The following is a 20,507-nucleotide window of genomic DNA, read 5'->3' as shown; positions in this document are numbered from 1 at the left end:
CAGCCTCCTACTTGTGCGTTCCGTTGATGTAGCTCTGGCTCTTGGCCCAGACGTCGCGGGCCAGCTTGCGGCCCTGTGCGTCGGCCTCGGTGTGGTCGAACTCCCAGTGCACGCCGCCCCACAGGCGGGACTCGCCGACCTCCTGCGCGGCCGCGCTGAAGGTGTTCCACTGCAGGCCGATGTCCTGGGCGGGAGCGGCGGTCTCGATCTTGGAGCTGCCGGCCTTGATCGTCCCGGTGGCGCCGTAGCGGTCGGAGCCGGTGAACTGCTTCAGGGTCTCGGCCCCGGCGGCGGTGAAACCGGTGTGGCCCGATCCGTACGCGGCGAAGGAGGGCGTGTTGAGGTAGGGCCGCCACTGGGAGCCGTCGATGGTCTGGGTGCCCTTGCCCGGGCCGGCGTAGCCCTGGATCTGCTGGCCGGCCTTGGCGTAGCGGATCATGGTGATCGGGCGGGCGTAGTCGTAGTCGACCTTGGTCTTCCAGTCGACGACCGCCTCGTCGCCCTGCGCGAGGTTCAGCGCGAAGTACATCTTCACGTCCTCGTCGAGCGAGTGGCGATCGCGCTTGGAGACGAAGGCCGCCCATTCCTGCGGGATCGAGGAGGAGCTGCTGCCCCGGTACTGCCAGTGCTCGGCGATGGCCTTCTGGCGTTCGGTCAGGTTCGCGTTGCGCTGGATCTGCGTCTCGATGGCGGCGTTCGCCTCGGGCGATCCGTACTTCGGCGGGGCGGGCGGGATGTAGGCGGCGGGGTCGTCGATCGCGAACGGCTTGACCGTCGCGAAGTGCGGGGTGAGGAACGTGTGGGTCATGCCGTTGACCGTGAGGGGAGCCCAGCGGTCGGGTGCGACCAGGGCCGCCTTGTCGAACGCGTTGACGTCCTGGGGCGGGTTGACCGGCTTGTAGTAGCCGTCGGGGGTGGCGTACGCCGGTTCCGCCTTCTGCTGCGATCCGTCCTCGTGCCGCACCGCGAGGAGGGCGTCGGTCGCCGTCGCCGCGACGGCGGCCGGCGAACCGGGCGCCGGAGCCTGGGACCGGGCCTCCGCCGGGTCGTAGCCCTGGGCGCGGAGCTGCTCGTCGAAGGAGGCCTGCTGCAGGGGGAAGAGGTCGCTCAGAGCCCGGTGCGCGGCGAAGCTGACCGCCTTGCGCTTGTTGGCCTCGGTGCGTTCCGCCCAGGGGCGGCGCAGTTCCCCGCCGCGCTGCGTGCCCACGGCCCGGCGGTCGTAGGCGGCCCAGGTGTCGTAGATCGCGGTGTGGACGACGGCGAAGGTGCGTGCGCCGACGGGGGGCGGAGTGGGGTGCATGGAGCCCTGGTTGTTCACGTTCAGGGCGTTGGTGATCTGCCGGTTCCAGATCAGGACCGCGTTGTCGCCGCCGCGGCCGGCGAAGGAACTGTCAGTGGCCTCGGCGTACGACGGCGAGGTCAGGGTGGTGGTGAGGAGTGCGGCCGCGAGGACTGAGGAAGCGCCCCAGCCTATTCGGCGGGACACAGTGGTGCGGCGAGTCGCCATGGTTCTCGTACATCCCTTGGAGTGTAGGTGCGGAATTCGATCGGGGAGTTCAGTTCGCCCAGGGCGAGTTCTCGATGATTTCCACGAAGTTGGGGCGGACGTAGCCCTCGGTGAGGCGCTCCAGCACATCGGCCTTGATGTTGCCGAAGGTGGTGGCCGGACGACGGGTGATGCCGTCGTTGAACGCCTGGACGATGTTCCGCTTGAAGTCGGGGCGGGGGTGCTCCGCCACGACGGCCGCACGGACCTCGTCGGAGACGTCGTGGTAGCCGATTCCCAGTACGTCGAGTTCGACTCCGGCGGTGACCAGGGCGATCTCGGGGGCCATGCGGGTGGGGATCTCGGGGGTGGTGTGCAGCGCGATCGCCTCCCACACCACACGGGCCCGGTCCTCCTCGATCCCGTTGGCCAGGAGGAACTTGCGCGCCTCGTCGGCTCCGTCGATCTCGAAGCGCTGCTGGTTGTCGCGGTAGGGCTCGGTCAGGCCGAGGTCGTGGAACATGGCCCCGACGTAGAGCAGTTCGGCGTCGAAGGCGAGGTTGCGGTTGCGTCCCTGAAGGGCACCCCAGAGGAATACGCGGCGCGAGTGGTGGTAGATCAGGTCGTCGGTCGCCTCGCGGATCAGCTCGGTGGCCTCCTTGGCGAGCCGGCTGTCCGGGATCTCGACGTCTGCGATACGAAGGGACATCGTCGACTACCTCTTGACTGTGTGTAAGGGGAAGGGATCACTCGGGGGGAAGGGGGCCGGCCGCACCGGGGCCGCCCGCTACCACCAGTACGTGGGGTAGGCAGACCCCGGGCGCAGCCGTGCGGCGAGCACGCCCACGAGGACCAGCAGGGCCGCCGCGAGGGCGAGCAGCGGCAGGTAGAGGAGTGCGTCCGGCTCGGTGACCACGACGATCACGGCGGTCGCCGCGGCGGGCGAGTGGGGGGTGCGGGCGGCCATCATGGCCCCCAGGGCGAGGCCGCCCGCGACGGCTGCCGCCCAGAGCGAGCTCCCGGCGACCGCGTGCACGGCGAACCCGACGCAGGCGGACAGCAGCTGACCACCGATCACGCTGCGTGGCTGCGCCAGCGGCAGGGCGGGCGCGCCGTAGACGAGGGCCGCGCTCGCCGCCAGGGGCGGTATGAGCAGGGCCTGTCCCATGACGAATCCGAGACCGACCAGGGCGACCAGCCCCGTAACCGCAGCCGCGGTGGCGACTGCCACCGCTGCCCACGGGGGCCGGGGCGGGGCCTTGCTGGACAGGGCCGTCCGATCCACCGCTGACGCGGTCTGGGCACTGGGCACGCTGATGACACCTCTCCCTTTCGAGCAGAAATGGAATGCGGAATACCGATTGCCGGAGGGGTGAGCGAACGGGCCCATCGGTCTCATCCGGGGATCGGCGATCGGACCACAATGTCCGCCCGGCCTTGGCTTGTTCCGCCCCTTGAAGCTAGATCGGATCGCTCCGGAGGGGCAAATAGGGAGCCTGAGGGGGGCCATAGATTTTTTGGCCAGAGGTTTTTCCGCAGTACCCCTGCGCTTGCCCCAATGGGCCATTCCGCTTGCCGGGTGCGTTTTTCTCCAGCGGGGATTCTCATTACGCTGAGGCCCCATGGATGCCCCGGAAGACGACGACAAAACCCGGACCCGGCTGCTGGACGCGGCGGAAGAGCTGTTCTACGCCCATGGAATCCACGCCGTGGGAATGGACCGGATCCGCACGGCCTCGAAGGTGCCCCTCAAGCGTCTCTACCGGCTCTTTCCGGCGAAGGACCTGCTGGTCGCGGCCTACTTGGAGCGCCGCGCCGGCCGCTGGGCGTCGAGCCTTAGGCAGGCGGTGGCGGCCCGGCCCTCGGATCCGCTGCCGGCCGTCTTCGACTGGCTGGCCGAGTGGTCCTCGGAACCCGGTTTTCGCGGCTGCGGGTTCCTCAACGCGTGGGGCGAACTCGGTTCCGGTCCGGCCGTCGTGCTGGAGGTCGTACGCCGCCACAGGGCCGAGCTGCGCTCCGTACTGGCCGAAGTCGTGGGGCCGGACCCGCACTCCCCGGAGCTGGCGGACCAGCTGCTGATCCTGTTCGAGGGCGCGACGGCGGTGGCGGCCCTCTCCCCCGGCCCCGAGCCGGCGCGCCGGGCGGGGGAGATGGCGGAACTGCTGTGGAAGGGGTGACGTGGCGTTCAGTGCTTTCAGTCGCAGGTGTTCAGCATGCTGATGAGCTTCTCCTTCTCCGGCTTGGTGATGCTGAGGCCGTACAGGCTCTTGATGTGCGTCCAGGCCCGCGAGTACGTGCACCAGTAGTCGACGTTCGACGGGGCCCACTGGTCGGGTGACTGGTCGCCCTTCGAGCGGTTGGACGACGCGGACACCGCGATGAGCTGCGAGTGGTCCAGGTCGTTCGCGAAGGCTCTGCGCTTGGTGGTGTCCCAGGTGTCCGCGCCGCTTCTCCAGCCGTTGGCCAGGGGCACCATGTGGTCGATGTCGACCTTGGACGCGGAGTCGATGCTCTTGTCGTCGTACGCGCTGTACCACGACCCGGCGAAGGCCTTGCACGCCGAGTCCTGCGTGACGGCCTCCCCGTCACGGGACAGGACGACCTCGCGCGTGTCGCATTCCCCGTACTGCTTCACCCAGTGCGGGAACATCGCCCGGGAATAGCCGGCCATCGAGTGCGGGGCCTCGACGGTGAGCTTGTCGAGCTCCGCGCGGACGAGATCGGTCGGCGGGGGCTCGGGGAAGACGACCCGGCGCCCGGCTGACGGGGCGAGGGCTCCCGGGGCAGCGACGGCCGGTGCGGAGCTCCAGGTCCCGGCCCGGACCGGACTCGGGGCGGCGTCGGCGGTCGGTGCCGTGGCGAGGAGGGGCAGGGCAGCGGTGAGGGCGACGGCCGAGAGGCCACGCCACATGGGTTTCTTGATCACGCTCCGGGTTGTAACGGGCCACGACGGGCCCTGGGCGGGAGGCTGGCGGGGAACTGAGCCAGGTGGGCGGCCGGCTTCACCGCTGTGACGGCGCCGCGCAGGCACTTGGCGCAACCCTGCCCAGGTCCCTCCGGGGGCATCCCGAGTGCCGGACTCCGTGCGCCCGCGTCACCCGTTCGGGGGCCGGTGGGGCAGCGTGGCCCAGGTGCGGGTGCCGCCACCAGGCTCGCGGGAGGGGCCGAGGCCCCAGTTCCCGCCGTGGTCGCGCACCAGTGCCGAGAACACGCGGAGGGTGGAGCGGCGGCGGGCCTCGCAGAGGGCGGCGAGTCGGGGGTGGGTGTGGGTGGGGTGCCCGTCGTAGACGATCACGCGGAGGGCGTCGTCCCGGTAGCGGAGGCTGAGGTACAGCTCGCCGTACGGGTCCATCCGCCAGGCGGAACCGAGCAGCTCGGAGGCCGCCTGTACGGCTGTGGCCGTGAGCGGGTCGAGGGCGTAGGCGTGTAGCGCCGCCCGCACCGCTTGCCTGGCGATCCCCGCGGAGCGGGGCGAGGCCGGCAGCGTCATGCTGCAGGAGAGCGCCTCGGTCAGGTCCGACCCCGACTCAGGGGCGGCGGACGGGCATGCGGAGGGGTACGGGGTGGACATGTTCGGCTCCCAAGTCGTCGGCGTTGACGGTTTCGTTTCGGAGCTCGACGCGCACGGATGGCTCACGCGGGCGGGGAGCGTGGCTCGTCGCCGAGGCCCGAGGCATGCTGCGGCGATGCACTTCAACTCCACTGCGTAAGCGGTGCGTTACCAACTGTAGAGCAGCCGTGGCGCTTGCGCCACGGAGTCGGGTGATGTCTGCACCACCGATGGACCGAGTGGGCGGCTTCCGTGCACACTTCCCTCATGCCACCCAGGACGTCTCCGACGTACCGCCAAGCAAGGCTCGGGGCCGAGCTGCGCAAGATGCGCCTGCACGCGGGCGTGACAGCCGAGTTCGCGGCCGGGCTGCTCGGCATGGACCGAGGCAAGATCCCGAACATCGAGTCGGGCGTCCGGACGCTGAGCGCGGAGCGCTTGCGCACGCTCGCCGCCAACTACGGATGCACGGACGAGGTGTACCTCGGCGCCCTGCTGGCGATGGCGCAGCCGAGAACGCGTGGCTGGTGGGACCAGTACCGGGGCAAGGTTTCGGCCGGAATGCTCGACATCGCCGAACTGGAATGGCACGCAGAGCGGTTGCACACCGTGCAGACCGTTCACATTCCCGGGGTGCTCCAGACCGAGGACTACGCCCGCTCCATCTTCAGTGCGGTCCTGCCGGAGCTGTCACGGCTGGAGGTCGAGCTCAGGGTCTCCCTCCGCCAAGAACGACGGCGCGTACTCGACCGTCCGAACCCGGTGGGCTACACCGGGTTCGTGCACGAAGCGGCCCTGCGCATGCACTTCGGCGGGCGCCAGGCAGCACGCAGCCAGCTTGAGTACCTGGGCGAGCAGAGCACCGCCGACCACATCACCATCCGGGTGCTGCCCGTCTCGCAGGGCAGTTTCCCCGGCGCCGGACACGCCCTGCTGTACGCCGAGGGAATCGTCCCGCAGCTCGACACCGCACAACTCGACTCCGCACACGGGCCGGACTTCATGCATGCGGAGGACCAGTTGTGCAAGTACCGCAGCCACCTGGAGTGGATGGAGGCCAATGCACTCGACGCCTCCGCCTCCCGCGACTTCATCCACCGCGTCTGCAAGGAACTGTGAGGGGCCATGGCCAACATCAGCTGGGAAGCGCCGTACTGCGGCGAGGGCAACAACTGCTACCGGATAGGGGTGGACGGGGACGGCAACAGCTACATCGCGGTAGCCGGCCAGGAGGGCCACCCGCTGACCGACAGTAGAGCGGCCCTCCAAGCCCTGATCCGCGACATCAAAGCCGGCAAGGCCGACCACCTCCTGGCCGACTAATACCGCCCGGTAAGGGCTATGAAGGCGCCATCAGCCGACCGGAGTTGGCCGAATGCTCCAGATACCGCGATCACTTCCCGGACTACGGTGAATGCTTCCACATGTACACCTGGGGGGCGGTTCAGTGACATTCGACAAGGAATGGGCGGATGCCAAGGCGGCGACGAGCGGCTCGTCGCCTGACTTGGTTGTCACGCAGGATGACTTGGGTGCCGTCGGGCACGAGGCCTTCATCCTCCACGACCAACTCCGCAAGAAAACTGACATCGCCGGGTCCGGCGCCACCGCCCGGACCGCGACCGAATTCTCCTCCCGAAACCTGACCATGGGTTCGGAGCTGTCGGTGACCCTCTCCACTTGGGACTCCCAGGTCAAGACGGTCCTGCAGATGTACGCACACATCTCCAACCACCTCGACTACTCCAAGAAATCCCACGCGAACAACGACGAGGCGATCGCCGCGAGCCTCCGCCACCGCAACGGCTCCGCGATGTCGGTATCCGAGATACAGGGGTACGTGAAGTGACGTTCACGTGGACGGACCTCATCACGCTCGACCTCGGCAAGCTGAACGAGGCGGTAACGGAGTGGAAGACAGCATCGGAGGAACTCGCGAAACTGAACGGCACCGTCCGGGACGGCCTGGTGAAGACGTCAGAGGCGGCCCGCTGGGAGGGGGTCAACGCTTCCGTCACCCGCGAGTTCGTCCGCAGCGCCGCCAAGGAGGTGGACGACCTCCAGCGCGAGGCCAAGAGCATCCACGCGGTCCTCGCCGACGCCCATGAGGAGCTGACGCGGATCCAGAAGCAGGCGAAGGCCCTGGCCGACGAGGCGAGGCAGGGCGACCCGACCCACGACCCCGAGCCGGATCCGGGGCTGCTGGTGTCCGACGGCGGCGGTGGCAAAGTCCGAGTGGACTCATCCATCTGCGATGCGAAGGGCCCCAACCAGCGCACCCAGGACATGATCCGCTGGTACGCCGACACGCTCACCGGCCTGGTCAGCCATGCGGCCGAGGTGGACGCGGCCGTCACCCGGGCCTTGCGCGCCTCCCACGGCGCCGACCCGCACAACGCCGGCCACGCCGAATACACCTCGCTCGACCAGGACCAGCTCCCGCGTGCCATGAAGCTGGCCGCTCTGGGTGGGGACGTCAAGCCAGCCCAGCGGGCCGAGCTGGCAAGGCTGTGGCAGTCGCTCAGCCCTGACGCCCGCGCCCAGTTGTGGACCGCCCACAGGGCCGACCTGCTCGCCGCCGGACTCCTCAACCCGTCGGTCAAGCAGGTGGCGCCCGACCGGGGATCCGGCAAGCACGGGGCGGAGGCCATCGAATGGAACGACTGGGTCACCAGGACGAAGATGCAGACGCTCGTTGTCTTCGGCGACGGCCTTGACCTGAACGACGCCTCACGCCACATGAAGCACTACCTGGACAACACCGGCACCGCGATGGAGCTCCCGGTCGACAAGATGCTCTCCGACGATGACGGTTTCCAGAGCCACGTGGACCGGCGCCACCTTCTGAACCGTGAGGCGGAGTGGCGCGAGCTGGCGTTGGCGGAGTACGAGAGGAACGGCGGTCGGGCCGTCGTGATACCGGTCGAGACACCCAACGCGGACTACTCCTTCACCGGGAAGAACTGGTACTACGCAGTCGGCTCGGCCCGGTCGAACGTGACGGGGGTGGTGACCGTGGTGCCGGGCGCCGACGGCAAACCGGTGGTCGGACTCGACTACCAGGTCAACGTCTGGGACCGGTACAACTGGGACGAAGGCAAGGGAGTCACGATCGGGAAGTTCGAGATACCCGACGGCGAGATGGGCCAGCAGCACAAGGTCGGCCTGGCCCAGGAGTTCAACATGGCGGGAAGCAGTTCGGTCAAGCACTACGAACTGGGCAGCGGAGCCGCACTGCCTGCCCCGAACGATCCCGGGCGCGCCGGCGAGCGCAGCGATCCGGGCCGCCATGCCCGGGACGGCGGAGGGGACATCGACCGATGAACGGTCCTGCAGCTCAGGCCGGTGCCGGGGGGCGGAAGCCCTGGCAGCGGCGCCTCGCCATCGGCGCCTGGGTCTTCTCGGGCCTGTGCATTCTCGGGTTCCTCGGGATGGTCCTGACGGGCATGTACTGGTTTCGTCATCCCACCGAGGATCAGAAGAAGTGCTGCTGGGAACAGAACGCCACGCCCGAGTGGGTGGCGAAGGAGATGGGCTTCCAAGTACCGGAAACGGCGAGCGACCGGCGGGCAGGGCTGCACACCAACTTGCAGTACGACGCCGTGCTGCTCGCCTTCACCGTGACCACTGCGGAGGCGGACCGATTCCTCAAGCCGCTGCAGCCGGAGGGCACGCAATTGGTCCGCAACACCCATCCCAGGGAGCCGGGGTACACCCGTAGGGACGGGTTCAGTCACCTTGGCCTGCCTGAGCCCGAGACATTTGTCGATGGCATGCGCATCGGCGGCCTCTGCCGTGGCGACGCCAAGACTCCCGAAGGCCAGGCAGTCCAGTTCTGTACGGACATCTACGCACACGAATTCCAGCCCGGCACCACCCGGATCTACCTCTGGGCCGGCAGCGACGCCCCCATCGAGAAGCCTCCGACCCCCTAGCCGCCCGCGCCGCGCGGGAAGGTGATCTCGACGCGACGGTTCTTCTTACGGCCTTCCTCGGTGCTGTTGTCGGCGATCGGATAGTCCTCGCTGTAGCCGCGGACGTCGAACACGACACCGGGGTTGGTGACGGTCTTGGCCAGCTCCGCCTGCACGGCGTCGGCCCGCTTCTTGGAGAGCTCCTTGCCGTGCTCGTAGCTGCCCTGGTCGTCCGTAAACCCGAAGACTCGGATACGGGTCGCCTTCGCCTGGTTGATCTCGTTGGCGATGGCCTGGATCCGGGCTGCCGCCTGGGCGTTGAACACGGCACTGTCCTCGGGGAACAGCACCTCGGACTGGAGCGCCATCATGACGTTCTGGTTGGTCTCCTGCCGCCGCTGCTCACCGCCGATGTCCTCGACGACTTCGACCAGGTCCAGGACCTTGGGGGGCGCAAGCGTGCCTCCTTGCGGGAGCTTGAGTCGGGGGGAGGTGGGGTTAACAGGGACGGGGGCAGAGGCGGAGGGTTCCGTGCCCGGGGGCACCGAGGGCTTGACGTCATCGGCGAGAGCGCTGGTCGCGCCTATGAAGTGGACGCCGGCGATGACGAGACCGACGACGGCCGTGGCAGCGGTTGTGCGGTGGCGTGTGGTCATGGGGTCACCCGGAGATTTTGATGGGGGCCGCGGCAAAGGTGGGCAGACCGAAGACGACCTCGGTCGTGGTGGCTGGGGGTGCGGGGAACTGCGCGAAGAACGGGACACTCTCCCCGCTCTTGACGATGCTCAGCCCCGTGGTGCACGCGCACCTGCCCTCGGTGTCCCGCAGCACGAGGTACCGCTTCTTGCCCACAGCGTCGACCAGAGTGGCGCCTGCGACCGACGCCGGGCTGGCGTTCTTCTCGTCACCACGCAAGGCAGCGATCTGCGTGAACGGCGTGGAACCAGTGTTCTTGATCTGCCCGCTGACAGTGACGTACCCGTCTTGGTCGCGCACTGCTGAATTGATTTCCAGCATGACCCCGGCCGGCCCCTGTGAGGTCGCGATCACCTCAGCAGGTGCATTGCTGCTCCCTGTCTGCGGCGTCGATTTCTGGGGTGCACTCCCCTGACTCTGCGGAGTGGAGGACTTCGCCGGTTCCTTCGGCTTCTCGTCGCCGCCGCATCCGGCCAGCGTGAGGGCCAAGACCGCCGCAACCGCAACGGCCGCTCCCCCGCGGACCTTCACCTTCTGCCGAATGCTCATGTACGCCGTTTCCTTCTCTCTCGTTCGCTGTCAGTCGGTCAGTCGCACGCTGAAAAGCTTTCTCGCCAGCTTTGTCAACGAGCCCGGCTTGCCCGGATCCAACGTCTCCACTACCCCGCCCTTGCACCGGAATTCAATGCTGGTCGGCGGTACCGGGGTACCTCCTCCAGGTGAGGGCGTCTGGGTCGGTGTTGGGGTGGGCCCGGTTTTCAAGGTGCAGCGAGGTTCGATCACGGCCTTCGCCGTGGCGTTGCCCTTCACGCTCTCGGTGCCCGGGATCACCGACTTTCCGACCCCGTCATTGGTGGTGGCCGTGACCGTGAACGATCGGCCGTTCCCTTGGCAGGCCGTCGCCGTGGCATCGTTCAGCGTCGCGAAGTCACTGGCTTTCCCACAACCTGCCGCGTCCAGGCGATCCCCCCTCAGGATCTTCTCCCAATCACCCTCCGTGAGAGCCAGGAGGTCCGTACCCAGGAACGCCTTGTCCCTCACCTCGCGCGCGGCCGCGAGCGCCGCCGCATCAGCGGCCCCCTGTGCCTCGCTGCGGGTAGCGCCAGCCATTCCCACAACGACGAAGGCGAAAGCGGCAAAGAGCAGGCCCGTCACCACCACGATGTAGATGGGGAAGGCCTGCCCTCTGTCCTGCGATCCCGCCTCGGCCATCAGTTGGCCGTGATCTCGCCCAAGGCCGCCGTGATGGCGTTCGCGATGGTGTTGGCGAGCCCCGACCCCACGATCGCCCCGATGATCAGCACGATGATGACGATGATCCCCAGGTACTCGAAGACCGTCTGGCCCTCGTCCCCGCTCCCCCGACGCCCCCGCAGCCGGTTCTGCCGTTCGACGATCGCCTTGAGCAGCTTGGGCTTCTGCATGGTGGTCCCCTCCATGGCCGGCGCCGTAGTCGATTCGCGGACGGTACGACTGAACACCAGCAGTTGCAAAGGGCCCCGGGACCCAATTACGGACCCACTGCGCACTCCGTCTACCCATGGCCACTCACCCCTGGACGGGTGGTTCCCAGCCAACGCGCTATCGCCTCGCTCCGCGTAGCGCTCTGGAGCTTCGCGAAGATGCGGTTGATGTGGTTCTTGACGGTCTTCTCACTGATGAAGCAGGTGGCCGCGATCTGCTGGTTGCTCATCCCGGTCGCGATGAGATCCATGACCTCCTCCTCACGCGAACTCAGCCCGAATTCAATGCGGTTGAGACGGTAGCGCTCAGACGACTGTGCCACAGTTCGTTGCGGATGCGAAGAGGTCCGGAGTTCCGCGAGTACCGCGGTCGCCGCCGTCGGGCTGAAATGTGCCCGTCCCGCACGTACATCACGTACGGCCGCCACGAGATGGTCTGGCGTGAATTCGCCGTGGACCAGGTAGCCGCCCGCGCCCAGGAGCAGGGCCTCGCGGACAATGTCCGCTTCCTGGCTGTAGGTCAGCATCAGGACCGGTGCCAGCTGGACGAGGTGCGGCAGGGCGGAGATGCCGTCGACTCCCGGCATGCGGACGTCCAGGAGGATCACGTCGGGCTCGTGGAGCCGGGTCAGGTGGAGGGCCTCGCGGCCGTCCGAGGCGCAGGCCGCCACCTCTATGTCGGGGGTGGTGGTCAGGAGGGCCGCCAGGCCCGCGCGGACGACCGGGTTGTCGTCGGCGATCAGGACGCGGATCGGTGCCATCAGCGGCCTCCTTCCGCGAGTGCGGACAGGGGGAGTGCCAGGTGGACCCGGGTGCCGGGGGCGCCGGCGGGGCGGGGGCCGATGCGGAGGGTGGCGCCGATCGCGGTGGCGCGTTCCCTCATGCCGAGGAGGCCGAAGTGGCCCGGGGCGGGCGGTTCGGCGGGGAGGCCGCGGCCGTCGTCCTCGACCGTGAGGTGGAGGTGGGAGGCGTCGGTGGCCGCCTCCACCGTGATGCGGGCGGTGGTGCCCGCGTGGCGGTGGGCGTTCTCCAGTGCCTCCGCGGTGACCGCCAGGAGGTGGTGGGCCAGTGGGGTGGGTACCTCGGGCAGGGGGCCGGAGAGCCGTAGCTCGGCGGGGCCGGGCGCGGTGGCGATGCGGGCCTGGAGTTCGGTGGCCAGGGAGGTGCCGGGTGCGTCCGGGGCCGGGGCTCGGCGGAGGTCCGTCAGGAGTTCGCGGGACTCCGTGGCCGCGCGGCGGGCCGCGTCGGCGATCAGGTCGGCGTGGCGGCGGATCGTGTCCGGGTCGGTGGTGCGGGAGAGGGCGTCCGCGGCCAGGGCCAGGCCGTGCAGGGTCTTGGAGACCGAGTCGTGCATCTCGCGGGCGAGGTGGTCGCGTTCGGCGCGTGCCGCCTCCGCTGCCGCGAGCCCGGCCCTGGCCGCGCCGAAGCGGAGCAGGAGGTCGCGTAGGGAGGATCCGGCCGCGCCCGCGAGGAGGCAGAGCAGGGCCAGCATCAGGGCCGGGGCGGAGGCGGAGCCCAGGGCCGTCACCGCGCAGGCCTGGACGGCCGCGTAGACCGCCGAGCCGTGCCACCCGTAGACCAGGCCGGCGAGGAGTGGCGTGCAGACGGCTACGAAGCCGAGGGGGGAGGCGGGGGTGGCTGTGGCCAGGAGGAGGGTGCTGACGGCCATGTCCACGGCCAGGAGCCAGCGGTGGCGCAGCAGGAGCGGGCCGAAGCGGGGCCAGTCGCGGAACAGTACGTACGAGAGCATGAAGGTGAGGACGATGGCGGCCGCGACGAGGTACGTCGGGGCGCCGGGGGTGGTGCGGCCGAGGGCCAGGGGGGCGCCTAGGGCGATCATGGCCATGCGGAAGGCACAGGCTTGGCGGCACAGGACCCTTACGGCGTTCGCCTGTAGCCGCAGGGTTGGGGTGGGGGTTGGGCTGCCCTGCGGGCCGCCGCTTCCGGGCTCTGCCCGGACCCGCGCCTCAAGCGCCGGCGGGGCTGGATGTGCCCCGCCTGAGTCCGCCGGTGCGGCTACAAGATCGGGGCTCCGCCCCGCGCCCCGCGCCTCAAGCGCCGGCGGGGCTGGATGTGCCCCGCCTGAGTCCGCCCGTGCGGCTACAAGATCGGGGCTCCGCCCCGTACCCCGCGCCTCAAACGCCGGCGGGGCTGGATGTGCCCCGCCTGAGTCCGCCCGTGCGGCTACAAGATCGGGGCTCCGCCCCGCGCCCCGCGCCTCAAACGCCGGCGGGGCTGGATGGTGCGGCGGCGCTGCCGAGTTGGAGCCCGGCACGGCAGGGGTCGGCGCGGCGGGGATCGGGGGTGGGTTGGGCATCGGTCAGTCGCCCCCGAGCATCGCGGTGAAGTCGACGTTCGCGCCGTACACGAAGCCGCCGATCAGGAGGATCATCGTGCCCGGCAGCATGAACATCGTGACCGCCAGGGTCGCCCTGGGGACGGCTCGCGCGGCCCGGCGGCGGGCGTTCTGGGCGTCCGTGCGGCGCATGTCCTCCGCGATGGCGATCAGGGTTTCCACGATGGGCGAGCCCAGTTCCTCGCCCTGCTGGAGGGCCGTCACGAACTGCGCGACCTGTTCGCTGTCGTTGCGGCGGCGCAGTTCGTCGAAGGCCTGGCGGCGGCTTACGCCCATCGCCATCTGTTGCAGCGTGATGCGGATTTCGTCCGACCAGGGGCCCTTGTACTTGTCCGCCACCCGCTCCAGCGCCGGGCGGAAGCCGAGCCCGGCGCTGACCACGACCGCCAGCACATCCAGGAAGTCCGGCAGGGTCCGCTCGATGTGGTCGCGGCGGATCCGGATGGCCGACCACAGTCCGACCTCGATCCAGAAGAAGCCGAAGGCGACCATGAGCAGGGCCAGGACCAGTTGGCCGTTCAGGAGCATCGAGAAGGCGCCCAGGCCGCCCAGGAAGGCATACACGGCGCGGCGGGCCGCGTAGCGGTCGATGGTCAGGCCCGACGGGTTGCCGGCGGTGTCGATCTGGCGGCGCTTGCGGGCCACCCGATCGGGGCCCATCATCCGCAGTATCAGCGGGGCGTAGCGGATGCCCGCGCGGTCGACGAGGGAGCCGACCACGGTGGTGCGGGTGGCGCCGACTTCCAGGGCCAGCGCCAGGTCGGTCGGGAGTTTGACCTCGGCGCGGTAGAGGCGGATCCCGTGGAAGGCGCCGAGGACCGCGAGGCCCGCGGCCAGGGCAAGGAGCAGAGCGATCATCTTCCCCGCCTCCTCAGACGTCGATCTTGGACAGGCGGCGGATGAGGACGAAGCCGAGTGCGAAGAGGCCGAGGGCGACCAGGACCGCGGTCTGCCCGATGACCGAGCCGGTCATACGGTCCAGGGCGCCCGGCATCAGCGTGTCCACGAGGAGGAGGGAGCCGACTCCCATCGCGGGGACGAGGTAGGCCGTGACCGTGACCTGCGACAGCTGGGTGCGGATCTCACGGCGGGTTTCCTTGCGCTGCTCCAGGGTGACCGTGAGATTGCGCAGGCTGCCTACGATCGCGCCGCCCGCGCGGGAGGACAGGACCAGGGTGGTCACGAGGACGACCAGTTCCCGAGACGGGAGGCGTTCGGCGATCTCGCCCAGGGCTTCTTCCATGGAGTGGCCGACGGCCAGCCGGTCGGCGACGCGCGCCAGCTCCTCCCCCGCGGGCGCCTCCAGCTCCTCGGCCGCCATGCCGATGGCCGTACGCAGGGCCAGCCCGGCCTGGGTGGCGTTGGCGAGGATGCGGGCCAGGTCGGGGAGCTGGTTGATGAACCGCTCGGTGCGGCGCGCCCGCTGCCAGTTGAGGAACGCGTTTGCCGCCCAGAGGCCGAGGAGTCCGGCGACCGGGCCGAAGAACGGGGCCAGGAAGGAGGCCGCGATCAGCCATATCCCGGTGACGGCGGCCAGCATGTAGACGAAGAACTCGCCCACGGTCAGGTCCAGGCCGGTCACCGCCAGCTTGATCTCGATGCGGCGGCCGAGGGCGGTCTTGCGCAGGCGCCGGTCGATCTCCCGGAAGCGGCGCACCCGGCCCGGGGGTTCCGGTACCCCGCTCGCCGAGAGCCGTTCGATGAGGGCGGCGCGCTGGGCGCGGCCGGCCGCGTACGCCTGGAGGCCTACGACCACGAACACGCAGGCCAGCAGGGTGGCGCCGAGGGTGAGGAGGATCAGTGGGTTCACAAGGCGGTCCGGGTGATACGGGGGGCGAGGGGATCGGCCGGTACGGGGGATGCGGGGAGCGGGCCGGTGAGCGGGTCCGCGGTCAGCGGGTCCGGGGGCGCGACCCCGAAGGCCTGCGGGATGGGCTGGTTGCTCATGTAGAGGCGCTCGGCGATCCGGCGCGGCAGCGGGTAGTACGCGAAGTGCCCGTACACGCGCCCGTCCGCCCCCATGGGCTGGGCGACGAAGCGGCAGACCGTGGTGATGCGGAACGGCTCGCGGCCGTGCGATTCGAGGACGGAGATCTCCGTGATGCGGCGCGAGCCGTCGCCGAAGCGGGTGAGCTGGACGATGACGTTGACGGCGCTGTTGATCTGGTCCTGGAGCGCCTCGAAGGGGATCTCGACCTCTGACATGGAGGCGAGGGTCTGGAGGCGCATCAGGGCGTCGGAGGAGCTGTTGGCGTGGACGGTGGCGAGGGAGCCGTCGTGGCCGGTGGACATGGCCTGGAGCATGTCGAGGGTCTCCCCGCCGCGGACCTCGCCGACGATGATGCGGTCGGGGCGCATGCGCAGGGAGTTGCGTACGAGGTCGCGGATGGTGATCTGGCCCTTGCCCTCGACGTTCGCCGGGCGGGATTCGAGGCGGATGACGTGCGCCTGCTGGAGCTGGAGTTCGGCGGAGTCCTCGATGGTGATGATGCGCTCGCCCTCCGGGATCAGGCCGGAGAGGGCGTTGAGGAGGGTGGTCTTGCCGGTGCCGGTGGCCCCCGAGACGATCAGGTTCATCTTCGCCGCCACCAGCCCGGACAGCAGCAGGAGCATCTGCTCGTCGAGGGAGCCGAGGGCGATCATCTCGTGCAGGGTGAAGGCGCGCGGGAAGCGGCGGATGGTGAGGGTGGCGCCGGTCAGGGAGAGCGGCGGGATGATGACGTTGACCCGCTCGCCGCTGGGCAGGCGGGCGTCGACCATCGGATTGGCCTCGTCCACGCGGCGGTTGACGGTGGAGACGATGCGCTCGATGGTCTGCATGAGCTGCTCGTGCGAGGCGAAGCGGAGCGGGAGCTGTTCGACGCGGCCGGCCCGCTCGACGAAGATCTGGTCGGGGCCGTTGACCATGATCTCGGAGATGGAGGCGTCTTCGAGGAGCGGTTCGAGCACGCCGAGCCCGAGGGCCTCGTCGACGACGCGGCGGATCAGCTGGGCGCGCTCGACGGTGGAGAGGACCGGTCCCTCGCGGCTGATGATGTGGCCGAGTACGCGCTCCAGTCGGGCCCGGCGCTCGGCGGGCGCGAGCGCGGACATCTCGGCGAGGTCGATCTCCTCCAGCAGCTTGGCGCGGTAGGAGGAGACCAGGCGGCCGTCCTCGCGGGGGTTGTGGTGCTCGTCCGGGGTGTTGACCCGGGAACGCAGGCTCATGGTCAGGGTCCCTTCGGGTCGGGGTCGTCGTTGGGCATGGTGGCGGTGCGCGTGACGGATGTGCCGCCGACTCCGGGCACGATGGATTTGATCGGGATGGTGACGGTCGCCGTGACCGCGTCCCCGGGTTTCGCGATGGAGATCTGGGTTCCGCCGCGCAGGCTCTCCCTGATGGCGAGCTTGCCCGCCGCGGCTCCCTCCCCCGGCTTACGTGCCTCTACGCGCGCCGCCGTACGGGCCGCGGTCTGCGCCTGCTGGACCACGTACGCGGCCCAGCCGAGCTGGATCCCGCAGACCGCGACCAGGAGCAGGATGGGGATGAAGCCGACGTACTCCAGGACCGCCTGGCCCCGGTCCCGGCCCTGTTCCTTTCGCTGCCGGTACATGTCACTCCCTCTCCTTCGAGGAGCCGCCCTCGCCGACGATGGGGACGCCGATGTCGAGGCCCGGGTAGAGGATCGGGAGGTTGAGGGTGACCGTGGCCTTGTAGACCTCGCCCTCGGCGCCGCAGGTCGAGGTCATGTTCCAGGCGCCGCCGACGTGCTTCTTCGCCGCCGTCGCGCACGCCGCGTCCCCGCTCACCGCCCCCACCCGCGCCCCCTCGTCCGCCGCGTTGCCCGCCAGGGAGAACGCGTACCCGATCAGGACGCACTCCCACACCGCCGCCACGAGCAGCAGGATCAGCGGCACCGTGCCGGCGAACTCGATCGCCAGCTGGCCCCGGTCCCCCCGGCAGAGGCGCCGCATCCGTCAGCCCTCCCGGCCGCGCCGCAGGCGGGCCACCGGGCCGGAGGCGCGGACCGCGAGGGCCGCGCCCGCCGGAGCCGGAGCGGGTTCCTCCGGCGTCGACAGCAGCCCCAGCTCCCCCGCCAGCGTCCACAGGGCCTGCTTCACCGTGGAACGGTTGTCCAGGTCCTGGACCCGGCCCGCGTCCACCACCCCCTGGAGTTCCTTGAAGGCGGCCGGGACCGGGGTCCGGGTGGCGCGGGTCTTGGTGATCTTCTCGATCAGGGCGGGCTGGATCTCGGTGTGCTTGCTCCAGCGGTTGACGACCACCGAGGTCTCCTCGGCCTTGCGCACCTGGAGCCGCTCCCACATCCGGACCATCCGCTTCGCCGCCCGCACCGCGACCACGTCGGGCGTCGTGACCAGCACCGCCACGTCCGCCATCTCCACGGTGGTGGCGGTCGCGCCCGTGACCTGGGTTCCGCAGTCGACGACGACGATCTCGTAGCGGCTGCGCAGGGCGCCGACGATGTGCCGGGCGGCCCGGTCGTCGACCTCCTCGCCCCGTTCGCCGTCGGCCGGGGCCAGCAGCAGCGCGAGCCCGGTGCGGTCCTCGTAGACCGCGTCCTGGAGGACCCGCGGGGAGATGTCCTGGATCCCGGCGAGGTCGGCGATCGAGCGGCGGAACTGCACGTCGAGGTACGAGCCGACGTCGCCCGCCTGGAGGTCCATGTCGACCAGTGCGGTACGCCGTCCCGAGGCGGCCGCGGCCAGCGCGAACTGGACGGCGGTGAAGGTGGTGCCGACGCCGCCCTTGGCTCCGGTGACGGTGACGACCCGGCCGCCGGGCCCGGTGAAGACCTCGGCCGACGCGCCCCTCCCGAGGTGGCGGCGTACGCCCACGGCCCACTGGGCGGCGGCCTGCACCCGCGCGGCGAGCTCCTCGTAGGAGAGCGGCAGGCCGATCAGGCCGCGCGCGCCGGAGTCCATCGCGGCGGAGAAGAGCGCGGGGCCGGCGTCCGAGGAGACGAGGACGACGCCCACCGCCGGGAAGCGCAGGGCGACCTCGCGGATGAGCTCCAGGGCCGGCACCGGGCCGATCCGCTCGTGGACGAGGACGACCTCGGGGAGTTCGTCGATGGAGTCGGCCGCCAGCCGGGCCAGGGTGTCCAGCAGCGAGGTGGAGTCGGGGACGGGGGCGGCCGGTTCCGCCGACGGGAGCTGGCTCAGCAGCGTCACGATGGCCCGGGCGGCGTCCGGGTCGCCGGCCGCGGGGAGGATTCGAGTGCTCATCCGGCCGGCCTCACTTGTCGCCGTCGAGGGTGTACGTACGGTCGCCCGCGCCGGGCGCCGAGTCGGTGCCGGGGGCCACGAGGGCCAGGCGTACGTGCTCCGCGAAGGACTCGGCGTACGCGACGCGCTGGGTGTCCTTGGTGTTCAGCGCGAAGGTGATCGGGACGGCTTCGGCGGGGCCCTTCTTGTCGCTGTCCTTGTCAAGGGAGGTGAGCTTGCCGACGCCCAGGACGCGGGCGTTGGCGACGATGATCACGGAGCGCGAGGGGTCGGAGTCCTTGGCGCCCTTGAAGGTGGCGATGATGTTGACCTTGGCCCCGGAGGTGATCTTGCCCGCCACGCCGGTCGCCGCGTCGATCATGATGGCGATCTCCTGCTCCCCGGGCTGGAGCTGCGGCCGGTCGACGAACATGTCCGCCTGGAGCAGCGAGCCCTTCTTCAGGGTGGTCAGCGCGATCTTGTCCTTGAGCGCGCCGAGGTCGGTCACGGCGGTCTCGGACAGCCACCGCTTGGGGATCCTGACCTCCTCGAACTGGCCTGCCGCGAGCGGGCTGTACGGGGCGATGTCGCCCTTCGCCCGGTAGGCGACGACCTCGGACCCGACCTTGGAGTTGACGTCGCCTATGACCACGAGGACTCCGGCGAAGGCCCCGAGGGCGCACAGGACCGACAGGAGCAGCAGGATGACGCCGCGGCGCTGGCGTGAGTTCATGGCCGTACTACCTCGCCGTTCTTCGTTCGTTCGATGCGGTCAGGGGCTGGCTCGGGGTCTGGCTCTGGCTCTGGCTCTGGAGCGGCGCGGCGCAGAAGCCGCAGCGGTCGCCGATGAGTTCGAAGCCGCACCAGCGGCACTCCTCGCGGCGGACCGAGGCGACGAGCTGGTAGAGCACGGACAGGTCCGGGATGCCGGCGGCGAACTCGACGAGTTTCTGCGTGCCCCACCAGCCCGGGGAGTCGGCGGGCAGCGGGTTCTCCATGACGCCCTGCACCTGCCAGGCGGGGGCGAGTTCGGCCGTCACCCAGTCGGAGGTGAGCTGGCCGCAGGCGAAGGTGAGGTGGGTGGCGAAGGCGGGTCCGGCCGGGAGCGCCGCCGTGCCCTGCGCCCCCGAGGTGCCCAGCCGGGCCAGGTGCGGCTTCGGGTGGGCCAGTACGGCGAACTGCGCGCTCGGCGACCAGGACCTGGCGTGCGCCTTCAGCCCGACCGGGATCCGGTCGAGTTTGGCGACCGAGCCCAGCAGGGCGCCCGCGTAGATGTAGTGGGAGAGCAGGCGGGCGGCGGAGGCGATGACGCCGGGGCTGAAGTCGCAGACGCTGAGCTGACGCAGCTGACGTACCAGCAGGGCCAGGCCCAGGGGCGGCAGATCGATGCCGAGGAGCGCGATCCGGTCGGTTTCGAGGATGGCCCGTACGGTGTGCAGCCGCTGGACGGTGGCCGCGGGCAGCCAGGGCGGTACGAGGGCCACGAGGTGGCCGTGGCGCTCCAGCAGGGCGGCGGCCTCGGCGAGGGCGCCGTCGAGGGCGAGCTGCTCGGGCGGGTGCAGGACGGCGGCCCCGGGCGTGTGCCGGTCGGGGGCCGGCAGCACCAGGTCTGCGCTGGTGACGGCAATGGCGGTCGGCACGCGAATCCCCCTGTTCACCCCGTACTCACCCTGCGCGAGCGCAAACGATCGCCGCACGTCCCCCCTTGCCTCAGCACCATATCCGCGTCGCCCCTGGCAGGGCAGGGCCTTGGGAATTCCCGTGCCGCCAGCACATGTCACAGGTGATCAGAAACCCGTACAAGCGGGATCGGACGGCCGATCAGTTCAAGCCATAT

General features: G+C 70.0%; 25 protein-coding genes. 6 read left to right on the top strand and 19 right to left on the bottom strand.

The features are described from left to right. Positions 1 to 7 precede the first annotated feature (7 nt). From ACGFYU_RS22825 to ACGFYU_RS22815, 3 genes are all read right to left on the bottom strand, one after another. Positions 8 to 1,507 carry a vanadium-dependent haloperoxidase gene (locus tag ACGFYU_RS22825; RefSeq protein WP_393829146.1) on the bottom strand — a complete coding sequence of 500 codons (1,500 nt, stop codon included), beginning with the start codon at positions 1,505 to 1,507 and terminating at the stop codon, positions 8 to 10. 49 nt (positions 1,508 to 1,556) lie between these two features. After that, entirely contained in the window at positions 1,557 to 2,195 is a 639-nt protein-coding gene (locus ACGFYU_RS22820; RefSeq protein ID WP_393829145.1) for an HD domain-containing protein, read from the bottom strand. Positions 2,196 to 2,273: 78 nt separating this feature from the next. After that, complete coding sequence (locus ACGFYU_RS22815) at positions 2,274 to 2,798, bottom strand: HPP family protein (RefSeq protein WP_393829144.1); 525 nt, start codon at positions 2,796 to 2,798, stop codon at positions 2,274 to 2,276. A 310-nt stretch (positions 2,799 to 3,108) separates the two neighbouring features. Between ACGFYU_RS22815 and ACGFYU_RS22810 the strand changes: the two genes are divergently transcribed. Then, positions 3,109 to 3,663, top strand: a complete 555-nt coding sequence (locus ACGFYU_RS22810) for a TetR/AcrR family transcriptional regulator (protein WP_393829143.1) — start codon at positions 3,109 to 3,111, stop codon at positions 3,661 to 3,663. A gap of 17 nt (positions 3,664 to 3,680) precedes the next feature. Here the strand turns inward: ACGFYU_RS22810 and ACGFYU_RS22805 are convergent, their stop codons facing one another. Next, positions 3,681 to 4,412, bottom strand: coding sequence for a DUF1524 domain-containing protein (locus tag ACGFYU_RS22805; protein ID WP_393829142.1), 732 nt, complete (start codon positions 4,410 to 4,412; stop codon positions 3,681 to 3,683). 168 nt (positions 4,413 to 4,580) lie between these two features. Then, complete coding sequence (locus tag ACGFYU_RS22800; RefSeq protein WP_393829141.1) at positions 4,581 to 5,057, bottom strand: ATP-binding protein; 477 nt, start codon at positions 5,055 to 5,057, stop codon at positions 4,581 to 4,583. Positions 5,058 to 5,303: 246 nt separating this feature from the next. Here ACGFYU_RS22800 and ACGFYU_RS22795 point away from each other — a divergent pair, with 246 nt between their 5' ends. The 5 genes from ACGFYU_RS22795 (at position 5,304) to ACGFYU_RS22775 (ending at position 8,971) form a co-directional block, all read left to right on the top strand. Next, positions 5,304 to 6,155, top strand: a complete 852-nt coding sequence (locus ACGFYU_RS22795) for a helix-turn-helix domain-containing protein (protein ID WP_393829140.1) — start codon at positions 5,304 to 5,306, stop codon at positions 6,153 to 6,155. A 6-nt stretch (positions 6,156 to 6,161) separates the two neighbouring features. Beyond that, positions 6,162 to 6,359 carry a hypothetical protein gene (locus ACGFYU_RS22790; RefSeq protein WP_393829139.1) on the top strand — a complete coding sequence of 66 codons (198 nt, stop codon included), beginning with the start codon at positions 6,162 to 6,164 and terminating at the stop codon, positions 6,357 to 6,359. Between the two features lie 124 nt (positions 6,360 to 6,483). Next, complete coding sequence (locus ACGFYU_RS22785; protein ID WP_393829138.1) at positions 6,484 to 6,885, top strand: hypothetical protein; 402 nt, start codon at positions 6,484 to 6,486, stop codon at positions 6,883 to 6,885. Next, positions 6,882 to 8,360 (top strand): hypothetical protein, encoded by a 1,479-nt coding sequence (locus tag ACGFYU_RS22780; RefSeq protein WP_393829137.1) that lies wholly within the window; start codon positions 6,882 to 6,884, stop codon positions 8,358 to 8,360. Before ACGFYU_RS22785 ends, ACGFYU_RS22780 begins: the two co-directional genes overlap by 4 nt. Next, on the top strand, positions 8,357 to 8,971 hold the full coding sequence (locus ACGFYU_RS22775) for a hypothetical protein (protein ID WP_393829136.1): 615 nt from the start codon (positions 8,357 to 8,359) through the stop codon (positions 8,969 to 8,971). Before ACGFYU_RS22780 ends, ACGFYU_RS22775 begins: the two co-directional genes overlap by 4 nt. Here the strand turns inward: ACGFYU_RS22775 and ACGFYU_RS22770 are convergent. The 14 genes from ACGFYU_RS22770 to ACGFYU_RS22705 form a co-directional block, all read right to left on the bottom strand. Beyond that, positions 8,968 to 9,606: an OmpA family protein gene (locus ACGFYU_RS22770; RefSeq protein ID WP_393829135.1), complete on the bottom strand. Its 639-nt coding sequence runs from the start codon at positions 9,604 to 9,606 to the stop codon at positions 8,968 to 8,970. The two genes, ACGFYU_RS22775 and ACGFYU_RS22770, sit on opposite strands and share 4 nt — an antisense overlap. A gap of 4 nt (positions 9,607 to 9,610) precedes the next feature. Beyond that, on the bottom strand, positions 9,611 to 10,195 hold the full coding sequence (locus ACGFYU_RS22765; protein ID WP_393829134.1) for a hypothetical protein: 585 nt from the start codon (positions 10,193 to 10,195) through the stop codon (positions 9,611 to 9,613). Between the two features lie 30 nt (positions 10,196 to 10,225). Continuing rightward, on the bottom strand, positions 10,226 to 10,858 hold the full coding sequence (locus ACGFYU_RS22760) for a pilus assembly protein TadG-related protein (RefSeq protein ID WP_393829133.1): 633 nt from the start codon (positions 10,856 to 10,858) through the stop codon (positions 10,226 to 10,228). Then, positions 10,858 to 11,070: a hypothetical protein gene (locus ACGFYU_RS22755; RefSeq protein ID WP_393829132.1), complete on the bottom strand. Its 213-nt coding sequence runs from the start codon at positions 11,068 to 11,070 to the stop codon at positions 10,858 to 10,860. Before ACGFYU_RS22755 ends, ACGFYU_RS22760 begins: the two co-directional genes overlap by 1 nt. Before the next feature lie 110 nt (positions 11,071 to 11,180). Continuing rightward, positions 11,181 to 11,870: a response regulator gene (locus ACGFYU_RS22750; protein WP_393829131.1), complete on the bottom strand. Its 690-nt coding sequence runs from the start codon at positions 11,868 to 11,870 to the stop codon at positions 11,181 to 11,183. Then, the gene (locus ACGFYU_RS22745; RefSeq protein WP_393829130.1) at positions 11,870 to 12,955 is read right to left on the bottom strand and encodes a sensor histidine kinase; all 1,086 of its coding nucleotides are present in this window, start codon (positions 12,953 to 12,955) and stop codon (positions 11,870 to 11,872) included. Before ACGFYU_RS22745 ends, ACGFYU_RS22750 begins: the two co-directional genes overlap by 1 nt. Before the next feature lie 474 nt (positions 12,956 to 13,429). Further along, the gene (locus ACGFYU_RS22740) at positions 13,430 to 14,320 is read right to left on the bottom strand and encodes a DUF5936 domain-containing protein (RefSeq protein ID WP_393829206.1); all 891 of its coding nucleotides are present in this window, start codon (positions 14,318 to 14,320) and stop codon (positions 13,430 to 13,432) included. Positions 14,321 to 14,336: 16 nt separating this feature from the next. After that, positions 14,337 to 15,275 (bottom strand): type II secretion system F family protein, encoded by a 939-nt coding sequence (locus tag ACGFYU_RS22735; protein ID WP_393829129.1) that lies wholly within the window; start codon positions 15,273 to 15,275, stop codon positions 14,337 to 14,339. Then, the gene (locus tag ACGFYU_RS22730; RefSeq protein WP_393829128.1) at positions 15,272 to 16,672 is read right to left on the bottom strand and encodes a CpaF family protein; all 1,401 of its coding nucleotides are present in this window, start codon (positions 16,670 to 16,672) and stop codon (positions 15,272 to 15,274) included. Before ACGFYU_RS22730 ends, ACGFYU_RS22735 begins: the two co-directional genes overlap by 4 nt. Before the next feature lie 2 nt (positions 16,673 to 16,674). Then, positions 16,675 to 17,058 carry a TadE/TadG family type IV pilus assembly protein gene (locus ACGFYU_RS22725; RefSeq protein WP_393829127.1) on the bottom strand — a complete coding sequence of 128 codons (384 nt, stop codon included), beginning with the start codon at positions 17,056 to 17,058 and terminating at the stop codon, positions 16,675 to 16,677. Between the two features lies 1 nt (position 17,059). After that, positions 17,060 to 17,419, bottom strand: coding sequence for a TadE/TadG family type IV pilus assembly protein (locus ACGFYU_RS22720; protein WP_393829126.1), 360 nt, complete (start codon positions 17,417 to 17,419; stop codon positions 17,060 to 17,062). A gap of 3 nt (positions 17,420 to 17,422) precedes the next feature. Next, positions 17,423 to 18,691 carry a CpaE family protein gene (locus ACGFYU_RS22715; RefSeq protein ID WP_393829125.1) on the bottom strand — a complete coding sequence of 423 codons (1,269 nt, stop codon included), beginning with the start codon at positions 18,689 to 18,691 and terminating at the stop codon, positions 17,423 to 17,425. Positions 18,692 to 18,701: 10 nt separating this feature from the next. Beyond that, positions 18,702 to 19,403, bottom strand: coding sequence for a Flp pilus assembly protein CpaB (cpaB, locus tag ACGFYU_RS22710; RefSeq protein WP_393829124.1), 702 nt, complete (start codon positions 19,401 to 19,403; stop codon positions 18,702 to 18,704). Between the two features lie 7 nt (positions 19,404 to 19,410). After that, on the bottom strand, positions 19,411 to 20,310 hold the full coding sequence (locus ACGFYU_RS22705) for a hypothetical protein (protein ID WP_393829123.1): 900 nt from the start codon (positions 20,308 to 20,310) through the stop codon (positions 19,411 to 19,413). Positions 20,311 to 20,507: the final 197 nt, after the last annotated feature.

It is taken from the genome of Streptomyces sp. NPDC048337, from assembly GCF_043201175.1.
Classification (GTDB): domain Bacteria; phylum Actinomycetota; class Actinomycetes; order Streptomycetales; family Streptomycetaceae; genus Streptomyces.
Note: the sequence above shows the minus strand (reverse complement) of the source record. Positions and strands in the feature narration are given on the sequence as shown.

Excerpts from the sequence above, each read along its gene's own strand:
- ACGFYU_RS22825 (WP_393829146.1), bottom strand. The coding sequence starts at position 1,507 with ATGGCGACTCGCCGCACCACTGTGTCCCGCCGAATAGGCTGGGGCGCT.
- ACGFYU_RS22820 (WP_393829145.1), bottom strand. The coding sequence starts at position 2,195 with ATGTCCCTTCGTATCGCAGACGTCGAGATCCCGGACAGCCGGCTCGCC.
- ACGFYU_RS22810 (WP_393829143.1), top strand. The coding sequence starts at position 3,109 with ATGGATGCCCCGGAAGACGACGACAAAACCCGGACCCGGCTGCTGGAC.
- ACGFYU_RS22800 (WP_393829141.1), bottom strand. The coding sequence starts at position 5,057 with ATGTCCACCCCGTACCCCTCCGCATGCCCGTCCGCCGCCCCTGAGTCG.
- ACGFYU_RS22795 (WP_393829140.1), top strand. The coding sequence starts at position 5,304 with ATGCCACCCAGGACGTCTCCGACGTACCGCCAAGCAAGGCTCGGGGCC.
- ACGFYU_RS22790 (WP_393829139.1), top strand. The coding sequence starts at position 6,162 with ATGGCCAACATCAGCTGGGAAGCGCCGTACTGCGGCGAGGGCAACAAC.
- ACGFYU_RS22775 (WP_393829136.1), top strand. The coding sequence starts at position 8,357 with ATGAACGGTCCTGCAGCTCAGGCCGGTGCCGGGGGGCGGAAGCCCTGG.
- ACGFYU_RS22770 (WP_393829135.1), bottom strand. The coding sequence starts at position 9,606 with ATGACCACACGCCACCGCACAACCGCTGCCACGGCCGTCGTCGGTCTC.
- ACGFYU_RS22765 (WP_393829134.1), bottom strand. The coding sequence starts at position 10,195 with ATGAGCATTCGGCAGAAGGTGAAGGTCCGCGGGGGAGCGGCCGTTGCG.
- ACGFYU_RS22760 (WP_393829133.1), bottom strand. The coding sequence starts at position 10,858 with ATGGCCGAGGCGGGATCGCAGGACAGAGGGCAGGCCTTCCCCATCTAC.
- ACGFYU_RS22755 (WP_393829132.1), bottom strand. The coding sequence starts at position 11,070 with ATGCAGAAGCCCAAGCTGCTCAAGGCGATCGTCGAACGGCAGAACCGG.
- ACGFYU_RS22750 (WP_393829131.1), bottom strand. The coding sequence starts at position 11,870 with ATGGCACCGATCCGCGTCCTGATCGCCGACGACAACCCGGTCGTCCGC.
- ACGFYU_RS22745 (WP_393829130.1), bottom strand. The coding sequence starts at position 12,955 with ATGGCCATGATCGCCCTAGGCGCCCCCCTGGCCCTCGGCCGCACCACC.
- ACGFYU_RS22730 (WP_393829128.1), bottom strand. The coding sequence starts at position 16,672 with ATGAGCCTGCGTTCCCGGGTCAACACCCCGGACGAGCACCACAACCCC.
- ACGFYU_RS22725 (WP_393829127.1), bottom strand. The coding sequence starts at position 17,058 with ATGTACCGGCAGCGAAAGGAACAGGGCCGGGACCGGGGCCAGGCGGTC.
- ACGFYU_RS22720 (WP_393829126.1), bottom strand. The coding sequence starts at position 17,419 with ATGCGGCGCCTCTGCCGGGGGGACCGGGGCCAGCTGGCGATCGAGTTC.
- ACGFYU_RS22715 (WP_393829125.1), bottom strand. The coding sequence starts at position 18,691 with ATGAGCACTCGAATCCTCCCCGCGGCCGGCGACCCGGACGCCGCCCGG.
- cpaB (WP_393829124.1), bottom strand. The coding sequence starts at position 19,403 with ATGAACTCACGCCAGCGCCGCGGCGTCATCCTGCTGCTCCTGTCGGTC.